The following is a 13,519-nucleotide window of genomic DNA, read 5'->3' on the forward strand; positions in this document are numbered from 1 at the left end:
TGGTGGCTATTGTATATCGCAGAAACTTCATACAGCAGCTATTTTCGCCGAGAAGGAACGACGACCTAGCTTGACGCGCTCTCTGTATCCGATACACTCGCCTCATCAGCCAGCAAGGAGGGCGAGATGGCGGACCGTGGCAGGATCGGCTCGATGCCGGCGGCGACCGAGCGCGACGACGAAAGCTACCTCGACTTCGTTCAAGGGCTGCGCAGCTACACCATCGGCCCGCTTACGCATGCCGCGGAGCGCCGGGCGACCGACGCGATGGCGCGCTTTGAGGCTGCGACCGGCCGTCCCGCCGGGTCGATGGAGGAGGTCCGCCGCGTCATCGACCGCGTACCGATCATCGCCGCTCTCAACCGTTTGATGCGCACCAGCCAAGAGATGATGTGGCAGGGGGTCATCGCAACCTATCGTAAGCGGCAGGATGCCCTCATCGCCGAGCTCGACCGCGCCGACCGCAGTGGTCCCGGCGCGGTCTGGTGGGACCCCCACTTTCAGCTGCCGGCATACTTCACGGCGCAGGAGTATCACATTCAGCCGGGCAGCTATCACAACGACCCCTTGGCGGGCTACATCTACCATTACGGCACCAAGGTCTTCTTCACCGGCCGCAACGACCACGATGAGATGCACCAGGCGATGGTCGACAGCCTCCCGCTGCCTGCCGACGGCATCGTGCGCCGCATCCTCGACATCGCCTGCTCGGTTGGCCAGGCGACGACGGCGCTGAAAAACGTTTTCCCGAGGCGGAGGTATGGGGGATCGAGGCGGCGGCGCCGATGGTGCGCTACGCCCACAAGCGCGCTGTCGATCTCGGGCTCGAGGTCTATTGCAAGCAGGCGCTCGCCGAAGCGACCGGCTTTCCTGACAATGCGTTCGATCTCGCCCACAGCTTTCTCCTCTTCCACGAGGTGCCGCTCGCGATCGGTGAGCAGATCGCCCGCGAGCTGTGCCGCGTGCTGCGGCCCGGCGGCCTCTTCGCCATTCACGACCTCCCGAACCGGCAGCTGAACGTCCGCGCCCCGCTGCGCGACGCTCTGACCTAGTTCAATCACGATGACAACGGCGAGCCGTATCTCGTCGACTTCACCTTCTCGGACTTTGCGGCGACCCTGCGTCGCGCTGGCTTCAGCGAGGTGAGGGTCGAGCAGCGCCCCGGCGGGCTCCCGCGCTGGATCGCGATCGCGTAAGCTCTCATCGAGCACGAGCGATTGCGGAGGTGCGCGCTGCCGATCCGGTTCACCATGCTGATCAACCGGCCGCCCCAAGCAGCAGGCCGACTGACGCCCGAGCAGGTGGTGGCGGAAGCTCGACGCGGCGAGGCTGCCGGCTTCGACATCCTTTCCTTCGCCGATTGGGCGGTCGGCGACCCTTTCCCGCCGCTGATGCTCGTGGCCCAAGCGACAGAGCGCGCTGCCCTGATGACGCGCGTCGTCGGCAGCGCGACGCGCAGCCCGGTGCTCCTCGCCTCCGGCGCGGGCTGGGTCGACCGGGCCTCGGGCGGACGCTTCATCCTAGGGCTTGGCGCGAGCATTGCCGACGTCGTGAGCGGTCGTCATGGCCTCCCCTGGGGCAAGCCTGCCACCCGGATGGAAGAGACGCTGAAACTGATCCGGGCGCTCTGGGGTGAGGACATCCCCGGCGTGGAGCGCAACCCGGACGGCTCGCTCCGCTTCCCCGGTCGGGAGATCCGCGCCGAGCGTGCCTTCGTCGATATCCTCCCGGCGCGCCGGCCCCCGCTCCTAGTGGCGGCGAGCGGACCGCGGATGCTCCAAATCGCCGGCGCTTGGGCGGATGGCGTTATCCTCGAGCTGACAACGCCGGCGTATGTGCGCTGGGCGGTAGAGCGGGTGCGCGAGGGAGCGGCACAGACCGGGCGCTCCCTCGCCGGCTTTGAGGTGTGCGTTCAGTCGTCGATCACTGTCGAGTCGGACGACCCGGCGACAGCGCGCCAGCGCCAGTGGGCGCTCGACTTTTATATCAACCACTGCGTCTACCCGGAGTTCAAGCATCTTTGGCCGGCAGCGGGGCTCGAGGCAGAGGCAGCGGCAGTCAAGGCGGCCGTTGAAGCGGGCGACCGCGAGCGGGCTGGCCGTCTCGTCCGGGAGACGATCCTGCCGCAGATGGTCGTCTGGGGCGCCAAAGAAGATACGCCGGCGCTGCTCCTTGAGTGGATCGGCGCGCGCATCGATGCCGGCGCGACGATGTTCTCCCTGCCGACGAACGTCGCGGAGGTGGCCGGCATCGACCTCGCCGCGATCCGCCGGGCGGCAGACGCGCGTCAGGCGGCGCTCCTCGCTAAGGGGGCTGCGCGCTACCAGTCGACAGTGTCAGGATCGAAAACCGGCACCGAGCCGTCTTCCGTGGGACGGTAAATCTCCATGACGACGAAGCGGTTGCGGTCGTCGGAGACGCGTGTCACTTCCTTAAAGCCGGCCTTCGCGAAGCTCCGCTGCGCGCGCACGTTCCAGTCCAAGGTGTAGAGATACACCTTATCAATCGGCAGCGTCTTGAAGGCGTAGGCGACAAGCGTCCGGACCGTGTCCGCCCCGTAGCCCTTCGACCAGTAGTTGCGATCTCCGATCATGATGCCGAGCTCTGCTTGCCGCCGCTTGTCGTCAATGTTGAAGAGACTGCAATTGCCGATGTGCTTGCCGTCGAGCGTCTCGATGGCGAAGCGCTTGCGGCGCGGCCCGAGGCTGGCAAGGTCATAGCGGAACTCGCGCAGAAACTCCTCGTAGGTGGCAGTCGTCGGCGCGATGGCGTCGAAACTGGACAGCTCAGGGTCGCGCCGCCAGACGTAGTCTTGCGGCGCGTCGTCGAGGCGCTTTGGCCGCAGCCGGACAAGCTGCCCCTGAATGATCTCCGACTCGATGGTCGTCATAGGCTCCTCGTCAGGGTGACGGCCGGGCTGACGTCGCCGTCGCCAGCCAAATAGGCGGTCCATCTGGCGCTACCGGTCACGTCGGTAGAATGGGCGGGGGACGATGCGCGCCGCCAGCGCCTTATCGCGCACGAGGATCGTCAGCGGGGCGCCGAGAACGGCGTTCGGCGGCGGCACATAGGCCATACCGATCGCGGCATCGATGGTGGGCGCGTAGCTGCCGCTGGTGACAACTCCCACCGGCTGCCCCGCGATCACTACCGGATGCCCATGCCGGGCAATCCCCCGGTCCTCAACCCGGAAGCCGATGAGGGATCGGCGTGGTCCAGCCGCCTTGATAGCGAGCAGCGCCGCTTTGCCGAGAAAAGACGGCTTGGCAAGATTCACCGTCCAGCCTAGGCCCGCTTCATAGGGGGTTGTCGTCCGGTCCAGCTCGTGGCCGTAGAGCGGCAGCCCCGCCTCGAGCCGCAAGGTGTCGCGCGCGCCAAGTCCGCAGGGCGGCACCCCGGCAGCGAGGAGCGCCTCCCAGACAGCGGGCGCATCCTCATTGGCCAAGAACAGCTCAAGCCCATCTTCCCCAGTGTAGCCCGTCCGCGCGGCGAGGGCAGGCCGACCGGCAATACGGGCGGTGCTGATCCCAAAGCGCGGGAGGTCGGGCAGGGAGGTGTCTGCCAAGCCGGCGGCGATCGTGACCGCGTCCGGTCCTTGGAGCGCGATCATTGCCCGGTCGGCGTAGCGCGGCGTGATGGTCACCTCGCCTCGGCGGTGCTCCTCCAGCCATTCGAGGTCGCAGGCGCGGCCGGCAGCGTTAACCACGAGGAGATACTCCTCCTCCGCGAGGCGATAGACCATCAGGTCATCGATCGTGCCGCCATCCTCGGCGAGGAGCAGCGAATAGCGGGCGCGGCCGATGCCGAGGCCGACGATGTCGTTGGGCAGCAGCCAGTCGAGCCAGGGGCCGGCATCGTTCCCGCGCACCTCGATCTGGCCCATGTGGCTAGTGTCGAACATGCCGGCACGGGCGCGCACGGCGCGATGTTCGGCGACGATACTGGTGTAGTGCACCGGCATCTCCCAGCCGGCGAACTCGATGAACCGCGCTCCCGCGGCTTGGTGGCAGGAAAAGAGCGCAGTCCGCTCAGCCACGCTGCACCGCCAAGGTCGCTAACACCTCCTCCGCCCGCCGGACAATCGCCGCCTCGTTCTCGTAGGTCATCTGCTCGGGAGCGAGCCCAATCGGCACCCACTCAACTCGGTCATACTCGTGGTCGTGCTCGGCGGTTGAGCCGCCGACGGCGCGGAAGAGGAAGTGCCGAACGCGCTTGTGGTACCGCACTGCCTCTCCGCGCGAGACGAACCAGTAGTCAATTTCGCCGAGGTCAGCGACCGGCTCGACTTGCAGGCCGGTCTCCTCTGCGACCTCGCGCGCTGCGGCCTGCTCAAGAGTCTCTCCTTCGTGCGGCGCTCCCTTCGGCAGCGCCCAAATTCCCGGCCCGTCGCGGACGACGAGCGCGATCTCGGCGCCTTCCGGCCCCTCTCGAAAGACAACGCCCCCCGCCGAGATCGTCTCTTTCACGGGAAGCGCGGAGCGCCGCCGCGCGCGCTTCACGGAAGCGCCTCCGCGAGCGGGGTCACTGGGAGGCCAAACGCCTCGCCGACAGCCGGGCAGGTCAAGCGGCCGCCGACGATATTGACGCCGGAGGCGAGGGCTGGCATGCGCGCGATCGCCTCGGCGAGCGGAAAAGAGGCGAGAGTGAGGGCGTAGGGGAGCGTGACATTCGACAGCGCATAAGTCGAGGTGCGGGGCACTGCGCCCGGCATGTTCGCGACGCAGTAGTGGATCACCCCATCGACAGTGTAGACCGGGTCGGAATGCGTGGTTGGACGGGCGGTTTCGACGCAGCCTCCTTGGTCAACGGCGACATCGATAATGACGGTTCCCGGCTTCATCGTCGCAACCATCTCGCGGGTGACAACGCGAGGCGCCTTCGCTCCCGGCACAAGCACCGCGCCGATCAGCACGTCGGCGTAGCGCACCGCCTCGGCGACCGACCGTCGGTTCGACGCGATCGTCTCGAATGACCCGATCAAGCGCTCATCGAGCGCGCGCAGCCGGTCGACGTTGATATCAAGCAGGGTGACGTGCGCGCCCATCCCAAGCGCGATTTGAGCGGCATTCGACCCGACAACCCCCGCACCAATGATCACCACGTCTGCCGGCCGGACGCCCGGCACGCCGCCAAGCAGCTTGCCGCGCCCGCCGTTCATCCGCTCAAGGTAGTGCGCGCCCACTTGGACGCTCATGCGGCCAGCGATCTCGCTCATCGGCGTCAGCAGCGGGAGGCGGCCGTCGCCTGTCTGGACGGTCTCGTACGCGATGGCGGTGATGCCGCTCTCAAGCAGGGCACGGGTGAGCTGCTCGTTGGCGGCGAGATGCAGATAGGTGAAGAGAATGAGGCCAGGCCGGAGATACGGATACTCCGCGGGCAGCGGCTCCTTAACTTTGAGAATCAGGGCGGCGTTCTGCCAGACCTCAGCGGCGCTGCAAAGACGCGCGCCGGCGCGTTCGTATTCGGCGTCCGAGAAGCCGCTGCCCTCGCCTGCTTGGCGCTCCACGAGCACCTGATGACCCGCCGCGACGAGCGACTCAACGCCCGCCGGCGTCGCCGCGACGCGGAATTCATTGTCCTTGATCTCACGCGGAACGCCGACAATCACGGCAGCCATCCTGCAGGAGCCTGCAGGCGATTGTAGCATGGTCTCCTGCTTCTTCAGGGCGCCGCCCGCGACCATTGTCGGCCGGAACGCCGCTCTGCTAGGCTGCGCCGCGGCGCAGGAGGCGCAGGTGCTCGGTTTTGTCGCGGCAGGCACCGCCGTTGTCGGTGCGCTGCTCGCCCTCTCGTTGTGGCAACAGCGTCACGCCCGGGCGTGGTGGCGCGATGGCCTCGCCGTTGGCGTCATCGCGCTCGCAGTGGTGGGCTGCTTCTGGCGCGTCTTCTTCGTCCCGAACTACTGGCTGCCGGAAGGGGGCGGCGATAACGCCTCCACCCTGCTGCCGTTCTATCGCTTCGCCGCCGAGGAATTCCGCGCCGGCCGGCTTCCCCTCTGGAACCCCTATCTCTACGGCGGGGCTCCCTTTGCGGCCGATATCCAAGCGGCCGTTTTCTACCCCCCCTACTGGGTCCTCTATGCGCTGACCGGCGAGATCACGTTCGAACTGATAACAGCGCTGGTGCTCGGCCACCTTGCTGTCGCCGGTGTCGGCATGTATGCCCTTGGCGTCTTCGGCCGCTGGGAAGGCGTTGGGCCGCTCTCGCGGCCGGCGGCGCTGGTGGCGGCGCTGGCATACATGCTGTGCGACTATTTCATCGTCCACCTCGGCAACCTGAACCTAGTCGCGGGGGCGGCGTGGCTGCCGTGGGCGACGCTCGGCCTCGTTCGCGGCCTCACCGAGCGGCGGCTGCTTCCGTTCGCGCTCGGTGGGGCGGCGCTGGCGTTCGGGCTCCTTGCCGGCCATATTCAGCCGTTCCTCTACGGTCTTCTCCTCGCTGGAGCGCTTGCGGGGGTCAGCATCGTTCGCGCACTCGCCAGAGCGGGATGGCGGAGCGCGCTCGGCCTTGCGCTGCGGGCGCTTGCTTTCCCAATCGCTGCGGCAGGTCTCGCGGCGGTCCAGATCCTGCTGACCCTCGAGCTGCGGGGGCTGACGGCCCGAGCGGTGCTCCCCTACGACACCGCTATCGAATACTCGCTGCCCCCAGCAATGCTGCTCAGCTTCCTCGTGCCCGATCTCTGGGGCCGGGGACCCGGCAGCTACTGGGGGCCGTGGCCGCGCGTGGAGATGGGCTACTTCGGCGTCCTGCCGCTCGTCGCAGTGGCGGTCGCGCTCGCCACGCGACGCGCTGCCGGTGTGTGGGCGCTCGCCGCGGTCGGGGTGGCTGCCCTCGTGCTCGCCCTCGGCGGCTACACCGTCGTCTACGGCTGGTTCTATCAGTTCGTCCCCGGTTTCGGGGGGATCCGTGCGCCGGCGCGGGCGATCGTCCTCTTCAATCTCGTCGCGGCGTGGCTGGCGGGGGTGGGAATAGAAGCTGCCCGCCAAGCGGCCGACGAAGCGACGCGGCGCGCGCTCCGCCGGGTGGTCCGCTGGACCGGCTTCGTGCTGCTTGGAGTGCTCTTTGGGGCGCTGCCGCCGTTCGTCTTCTTTCTCGCGGTGGGCCAAGGGCAGCGCGGCGCAATGATCCCGCGGCTAACGGCGATTGTCGATGGACTGCTGCTGGCGGCGCTGCTCCTTGGCGGGACGATCCTGCTGTTTGGGCTGCGCGCTTTCGGCCGTCTCGACAGACGCTGGTTTGCGCTCCTTGCCGTGCTCTGGGCAGCGTTCGACCTCTTAACGATCGGCTTCGATGTTGAGGGCGGCGGCAGCGACCCCGTGGCGAACTACCGGCGCGAGGGAGTGGTGGCGATGCTGCGTGCCGACCCCGACCCCTTCTTCCGGATCGACAGTGAGACCGGCGTCTGGGAGGTGTGGCAGCCGGCAGCAGGACTGTATCACCGCATAGCAGAGGTGCGCGGCGTTGACAACCCGCTGATGATCGCCGCGGTTCAGCGCTACTGGGCGGAACTGGGCGGCCGCAACGGGACGCCCTACGACCTCCTCAATGTCCGCTATGTCTTGGGCAAGCCCGATGTCCGTCTCGAGCCGGCGAAGTTCGAGCGGGTCTATGCTGACGAACTGATAGCCGTCTACCGCAACCGGAGCGCACTGCCCCGCGTATGGATTGTCCCCTCCGCCGAGATCGTTCCAAGTCACGAGGCTGCATTTCGGGCGGTCCATCGTCCGGGGTTTGACCCTCGCCGGACGGTCATTCTCGAGGAGGGAGCAGCGAGAGCGGGGGGAATGGGGACAGCGGCGATCGTTGCGTCAAGCAACGCTGCCCTGACCATCGAGGCCCGCGCGCCGGAGGGCGGCTATCTTGTGCTGAGCGAAACGTTCTACCCCGGCTGGGAAGCGACCATCGCGGGCCAGCCGGCGGCAGTGCTGCGCGCAAACTACCTCTTTCGGGCGGTGTGGCTGCCCCCCGGCGATCACCGGGTCGAGCTGCGCTACCGGCCGGCGCCGCTGGCGTGGGGGGCGCTCCTCAGCGGCGGCACCGCGCTCATGCTCCTCGCGCTCTGGATCGCAGCGCTGGCGCGCCGGCGCGCGGTCTAATGGAACTCTAACCCTCCTCTAACAGCGGTCAAATCTGTCAGTAGCACACAATACCCTCGGTCTCGACGAACTACAGCGGCCAGGTTGCGGCCGCGACGTTGATGAGGAGGATTGTAGCCGTGCCGGCGAAGCAGCTTATTTTCGACGAAAGCGCGCGTCGGGCGCTCAAGAACGGGATCGATATCGTCGCAGAAGCGGTGAAGGCCACGCTTGGGCCGCGGGGCCGAAACGTCGCCCTCGACAAGAAGTGGGGCGCTCCGACAGTGACGCATGACGGTGTCACTGTGGCGAAGGAGATTGAACTCGAAGACCCCTTCGAGAACATGGGCGCGCAGCTGATCAAGCAAGCGGCGTCGAAGACCCAAGACGTCGCCGGTGATGGGACGACGACCGCGACGGTGATCGCCCAAGCGATCGTCCACGAAGGGCTGAAGAACGTTGCTGCCGGCGCCAACCCCATGCTGCTGAAGCGTGGGCTGGAAAAGGCGGTTGAGGCGGTCGTCGAGGAGATTAAGCGTCAGGCCACGCCGCTGAAGGGGCGAGAGGATATCGCTCATGTGGCGACTATCTCCGCGGCCGACCCCACGATCGGCGAGCTGATCGCTGAGGTGATGGACAAGGTCGGCAAGGATGGCGTGGTCACCGTTGAGGAAGGGAAGAGCCTCAATCTCGAGGTGGAATACACCGAAGGGATGGAGTTTGACCGAGGCTACATCAGCCCCTATTTCATCACCAACCCCGACCGGCAGGAAGCTGTTCTCGAGGACCCCTACATTCTGATCACCGATAAGAAGGTGTCCTCGGTCCAAGACCTGCTTCCCATCCTTGAGAAGGTGATCCAAAGCGGCAACAAGAACATCGTTGTTATCGCCGAGGATGTCGACGGGGAGGCGCTTGCGACGCTTGTCGTCAACAAGCTGCGCGGGACGCTCAACGCGCTGGCGGTCAAAGCGCCGGCCTATGGCGATCGCCGCAAGGAGATGCTGAAGGACATCGCGATCCTAACCGGCGGGCAGGTGATAAGCGAGGAGACCGGGCGCAAGCTGGAGAACGCCACCCTGGCAGATCTTGGCCGCGCGCGCCGCGTGATCGCGGATAAGGACAACACCACGATCGTTGAGGGCGCGGGGAAGCAGAGCGACATCGACGCCCGTATCAAGGCGATCAAGGCCCAGATCGAAGAGACGACGTCGGATTTCGACCGCGAGAAGCTGCAGGAGCGACTGGCGAAGCTGTCTGGCGGCGTTGCGGTTATCAAGGTCGGCGCAGCCTCTGAGGTGGAGGCGAAGAACCGCAAGAGCCGCGTCGAGGATGCGCTGGCGGCAACCCGCGCGGCGATCGAAGAAGGAATCGTGCCGGGCGGCGGCGTTGCACTGCTGAATGCCGCGAAGGCGCTTGACAATCTGAAGCTCGAAGGCGACGAGCAGGTTGGCGTTTCGATCCTGCGCCGTGCCCTTGAAGAGCCGCTGCGCCAGATCGTCGCCAACGCTGGGCTGGAAGGCTCGGTGGTTGTCGAGGCGATCCGCCGTGAGCACGCTGCCGGGAAGTCGCTGAACTGGGGCTTCGATGTTCAGCGCGAGCAGTACTGCGACCTCGTCGAGGCGGGGATTATCGACCCGGCGAAGGTGACGCGCTCGGCACTGGAGAATGGCGCCAGCATCGCGGGGATGATCCTGACTACCGAGGCGCTCGTCACGGAGGTCAAGGAGAAGGAGCGCCAGCCGGCGCCGTCGGTGCCCGAGTACTAATCCTGCCGGGCGGCGATGCCGCCCTCTCCCGGGTGGAGGCCGCGAGCCGTGGCGGGAACGCCCGCCGCCAGCGCGGCCTTTTCGATTCTGGGAGGGATCCCTCCGTCATCAGCGGATGGCTGTTCGGCGCGGCCATGTCACCGGCCGAGATTGCCGCGCTCGCTCCACTCGCTCGCAATGACGGCGAGGAGAGGGCGCGCCCTTGCTCCTGCTGCATGGCAGCACGGTAAACCCGCAGGTGGCTGCCCGCGGCACCTCGCTGGCGAAGGCGAGGGGCTCTCATGGCGTCGTTCGGATGACGGCGAGGCGGTCGTTCGTGGCGTCGTTGCGAGGCGGCCGCAGGCCGCCGCGGCAACCCCGGCCGCTGCACCCTCCGCGTGGAGCCGGCAGCGGCCGGCTTAGGTTCGGCCGGGATTGCCGCCCTCGCTCGCAGTGGCGGGGAGGAACGTGAAGAAGAGAGAGCATGCTTCTCGCCTGAGCCTGCTCTCCTCTGCCGGCTCCCTGAGGCTGCTCAGCGCAGTAGCCGACGTCACCCCGCTCGGCGCGCCAGCCAGTCCGCAATCTGGGCGAGATGCTCCTCCGTATGGCTGATGACCGCCTGCACGTTCTCAGCGGTCGAGAGCTCCAGCTGGCGTCCGCTCGGCATCGTCACGGTATACCGCGCTGTCAGCGCCTCATCCGAAAGGCTGCGGATGAATGCCTGGTAGTCTCGGAAGTCGGCGGCGGTCTCCGCGAGGATCGCCGCCGCTGACTTGCCGGCGCAGGCCTGCATGGCGGCGGTGTACTCGCCGAAGCGAGTAGGGGGAAACTGGCCGCTCTCGCGAGCGCGCTCCAGATCAAGGCGAAAGCGGGCGCCCGTTCCGATGTGGCGCAAGATCCAGTCGATCGGCCACTCGTCGCCGCCGGGGGCGTAACGCAGCGCCTCTGGTGGGATCGCCCGTGCTGCCTCTTCAACTCGCTGGAGGGTGTCTTCCAGCGCTTGTGCTGCCTCTTCTGCCCGGCTTCCCATTATTCGTGCTCCTTGCGCTCGAAGTCGGCGCCTAGGATATCTCACGCAGTCGCCGCATGAGGAGGCGAGCGGCTACGATTCGGCAGGCGCGATCTCCGAAGAACTGCCCGTCGCCTCGGGTGAGGAAGCGACGATGGAACTGACGTGGTTTGGGCACTCGTGCTTTCGGCTGCGTGCCCGGGAAGCGACGGTTGTTACCGATCCGTACGAGACGACTTCCGGCTATCCGCCGCTCAAGCTGACAGCCACGATTGTTTCGGTCAGCCATGATGATCCGTGGCACAATGCGGCCCATCTCATTGGGGGCTCGCCTCGCGTGGTCAACCGGCCGGGGGAGTATGAGATCGCCGGCGTGCCGATCATCGGCATCCGTACCTACCGCGACCGCGAGAGAGGGGCAACGCTCGGCAAGAATGTCTCCTTTGTCTTCACGCTCGAGGAGATGCAGATAGGCCACCTTGGCAATCTGGGCCATGTGCCGAACGCCGAGCAGGCCGAAGCGCTCACGGGATTGGATATCCTGCTGATCCCCGTTGGCGGCAGGCAGACCATCGATGCCAAGCTTGCTGCCGAGACGATCAGCCTGCTTCAGCCGCGGCTGGTCATCCCGATGCATTTCGCGACACCGCGCGAACAGGAAGAGCTCGACGGGGTTGAACGTTTTCTGCGCGAGATGGGGGCGCCGGCGGCAGCGCCGCAGCCGCGGCTTACGGTAACGAAATCGTCTTTGCCTGAGTCGGTGCAGGTGGTTGTCCTCGCGCCGCCGCCCTAACGGTGGAGAACGGGCTGATCAAAGGCATAGCGCGGGTCACGAGGGGCGAGCGCGAGGGTCTCAATGATGCGCCGCGCGGTCGGCATTGTCGGCTCGTCTGCGAGGCCTGCCTGCCATGCCGCAACATGTTCAACGCCAATCGCCCAGCGCTCGGCATCCCACACCGGCTCCGGAGCCGAGCGAGCTGAGAAGTCTTGCCAGAGCCGGATTGCCAGCACCTGGACGAGGATCGGGCGCGCGGCAAGGTAAAGCCGTTTGAGTGCGACGCCGAGCACGGGGTCACTGCCGGCGGGGCCGATTGGCGCCCACTGCCAATCGCCGTGCCAGAGGGCGGCCAGTTCAGGAGTGGTGAGGGCATCCGCTGGCTGCTCGCCGAGCCGGCCGGGACGGATCGCTTCGAGCATCCAGCCAGTCGGGGTCTCGCGCAGCCGCGCTTGGGCGTAGCGGGTCGGCACGCCGGGCTGCTCATACCGGAGCTCAACGCCAGCGAGGTCGCCGGTGAGGAGAACATCGTTCAGACCGATCTGGCCGGGATGGTGCAGCCCAGCAAGAAGCCCGAACGGCTCGCGGTCGAACTGTTCAAGGAGCACGGCTGCCTCGCTGCCAGGGAGCGCATGCTGGAGCGCATCGAGACGGCGGTTGGCGGCAAGTGCTTGGAGGATGCCGCCGACGATCAAGCCGGCCGCGCGCGCCCGTGCGACCGCGTCAGGGTTCTGAACAGGCGCGCCGATCGTCTCCTCGAGGACGCGCGCCTCACCGAGGAGCGGCAGCACGCGCGCGCGGGCGCGGTCGAGCCGCTGCGGGGTGAGAGTCTCGATGGTCACTTCGTCGTCGCGGAGACGGATAACCGCGAGATCGACTTTGCCGACGCGATCGCGGGTTGACAACCCGGGCGGAATGCCCTGCCAGACCAGCCACTGTTCGCCGGGCGGCGCGTCAGGAAGAACCTGCAGGAACGGTTGTGCCCGGAGTGCTGCAGCGGCGCGGGCCGGGTCGGCGAGCTGATAGCGGACGCGGCTAGGGCGGACGGGGTCGCCCTCTTCGGTCATCGGCACGGCGGGCTGTTCGGCGGCGATCCGGCGGACGGCGCGCCACAGTTCGATCGCGCGGGCGCGTCGGTCGGCAGCGGGCGGCTCTCGCCCGATGAAATCGGCGGGCAGACGGTCGGCCAGCGGCGGCAAGAGGTGACGCGGCGGCGCAGCAAAGCCCCACACCTCTCCGACCGGCACGAGACGGCCGATCAGGTAGTCCCACCGAAGTCCATGGCGCGACAGCGGCACATTCGGCACGGTTAGCTGGGCTCCGTCTTTCAGGTCGCGCAGCACCGCGCCCCCGCCGTGCCCGACGGACTCGACCGCAAACACCCCGAGCCGGTCGTTCTGCCACGTCTCGGCGAGCGCCCGCTGCTCCGGCGGCAGTGTCCTTGCCGGTCCAGCAAGGAAGAGCTCGAAGGGCGTCTTGCCGTTCTCGACGAGCCGATAGTCGAAGAGAAACCAATCATCGTAGGCGTCCCAATCAGGGTGGTCGTCGGGCAGTTGGCCGATCGGGATGAGCGGGCCGAAGAACTGCTGCCAAGCGAGCGCCCGTGCCGATTGGAAGCGTCCTTCCTCGTCGTCAACGCCGTATTCGTAGAGCGCTTCGCGCAGCGCGTCTGCTGCTGCCAGCGCACGACGCAGATCATCCATAGCCACAAGGGAATGATCGGCCCTGAGCGGGGCTTCGGCAAGCGCTCGCACGGTCATCCGTCGCCGTGCCGCTTGCACTGGAATTGTCTCTCATAAGGCCCGGGCGATGCGACTGGCCGGGCGAGAGGAACAGCGAGGCGGTCGTTCATGGCGTCGTTCGGGCGATGGCGAGGCGGTCGTTCATGGCGTCGTTCGGGCGATGGCGAGGC

At 67.0% G+C, this 13,519-nt stretch carries 11 protein-coding genes; 5 read left to right on the forward strand and 6 right to left on the reverse strand.

Features of this window, described 5'->3' with window-relative positions:
• The first annotated feature begins 126 nt into the window (after window positions 1-126).
• Window positions 127-1,017 (forward strand): hypothetical protein, encoded by an 891-nt coding sequence (locus NZ773_15265; GenBank protein MCS6803285.1) that lies wholly within the window; start codon window positions 127-129, stop codon window positions 1,015-1,017.
• Window positions 1,018-1,250: 233 nt separating this feature from the next.
• A complete protein-coding gene (locus NZ773_15270) occupies window positions 1,251-2,381 on the forward strand; it encodes an LLM class flavin-dependent oxidoreductase (GenBank protein ID MCS6803286.1) in 1,131 nt (376 codons plus the stop codon).
• On the opposite strand, the gene NZ773_15275 is transcribed toward NZ773_15270, so the two are convergent.
• The 4 genes from NZ773_15275 to ald all read right to left on the reverse strand — a co-directional run bounded on the left by NZ773_15275 (window position 2,321) and on the right by ald (window position 5,608).
• Window positions 2,321-2,890, reverse strand: a complete 570-nt coding sequence (locus tag NZ773_15275) for a GNAT family N-acetyltransferase (GenBank protein MCS6803287.1) — start codon at window positions 2,888-2,890, stop codon at window positions 2,321-2,323. The two genes, NZ773_15270 and NZ773_15275, sit on opposite strands and share 61 nt — an antisense overlap.
• 69 nt (window positions 2,891-2,959) lie before the next feature.
• A complete protein-coding gene (gcvT, locus tag NZ773_15280; GenBank protein ID MCS6803288.1) occupies window positions 2,960-4,036 on the reverse strand; it encodes a glycine cleavage system aminomethyltransferase GcvT in 1,077 nt (358 codons plus the stop codon).
• Window positions 4,029-4,499 (reverse strand): NUDIX hydrolase, encoded by a 471-nt coding sequence (locus tag NZ773_15285; protein ID MCS6803289.1) that lies wholly within the window; start codon window positions 4,497-4,499, stop codon window positions 4,029-4,031. Before NZ773_15285 ends, gcvT begins: the two co-directional genes overlap by 8 nt.
• On the reverse strand, window positions 4,496-5,608 hold the full coding sequence (gene ald / locus NZ773_15290; protein MCS6803290.1) for an alanine dehydrogenase: 1,113 nt from the start codon (window positions 5,606-5,608) through the stop codon (window positions 4,496-4,498). Before ald ends, NZ773_15285 begins: the two co-directional genes overlap by 4 nt.
• A gap of 127 nt (window positions 5,609-5,735) precedes the next feature.
• On the opposite strand from ald, the gene NZ773_15295 reads away from it, so the two are divergent.
• Complete coding sequence (locus NZ773_15295) at window positions 5,736-8,096, forward strand: YfhO family protein (protein ID MCS6803291.1); 2,361 nt, start codon at window positions 5,736-5,738, stop codon at window positions 8,094-8,096.
• A 101-nt stretch (window positions 8,097-8,197) separates the two neighbouring features.
• Window positions 8,198-9,844, forward strand: coding sequence for a chaperonin GroEL (gene groL, locus NZ773_15300; GenBank protein ID MCS6803292.1), 1,647 nt, complete (start codon window positions 8,198-8,200; stop codon window positions 9,842-9,844).
• Window positions 9,845-10,373: 529 nt separating this feature from the next.
• On the opposite strand, the gene NZ773_15305 is transcribed toward groL, so the two are convergent.
• Entirely contained in the window at window positions 10,374-10,853 is a 480-nt protein-coding gene (locus NZ773_15305; protein ID MCS6803293.1) for a DinB family protein, read from the reverse strand.
• Between the two features lie 133 nt (window positions 10,854-10,986).
• Here NZ773_15305 and NZ773_15310 point away from each other — a divergent pair, with 133 nt between their 5' ends.
• Complete coding sequence (locus NZ773_15310; GenBank protein ID MCS6803294.1) at window positions 10,987-11,625, forward strand: MBL fold metallo-hydrolase; 639 nt, start codon at window positions 10,987-10,989, stop codon at window positions 11,623-11,625.
• Here the strand turns inward: NZ773_15310 and NZ773_15315 are convergent.
• Entirely contained in the window at window positions 11,622-13,310 is a 1,689-nt protein-coding gene (locus NZ773_15315; GenBank protein MCS6803295.1) for a hypothetical protein, read from the reverse strand. The two genes, NZ773_15310 and NZ773_15315, sit on opposite strands and share 4 nt — an antisense overlap.
• Window positions 13,311-13,519: the final 209 nt, after the last annotated feature.

The organism is Dehalococcoidia bacterium, from assembly GCA_025054935.1.
In the GTDB taxonomy this organism is placed as follows: Bacteria; Chloroflexota; Dehalococcoidia; order SpSt-223; family SpSt-223; genus JANWZD01.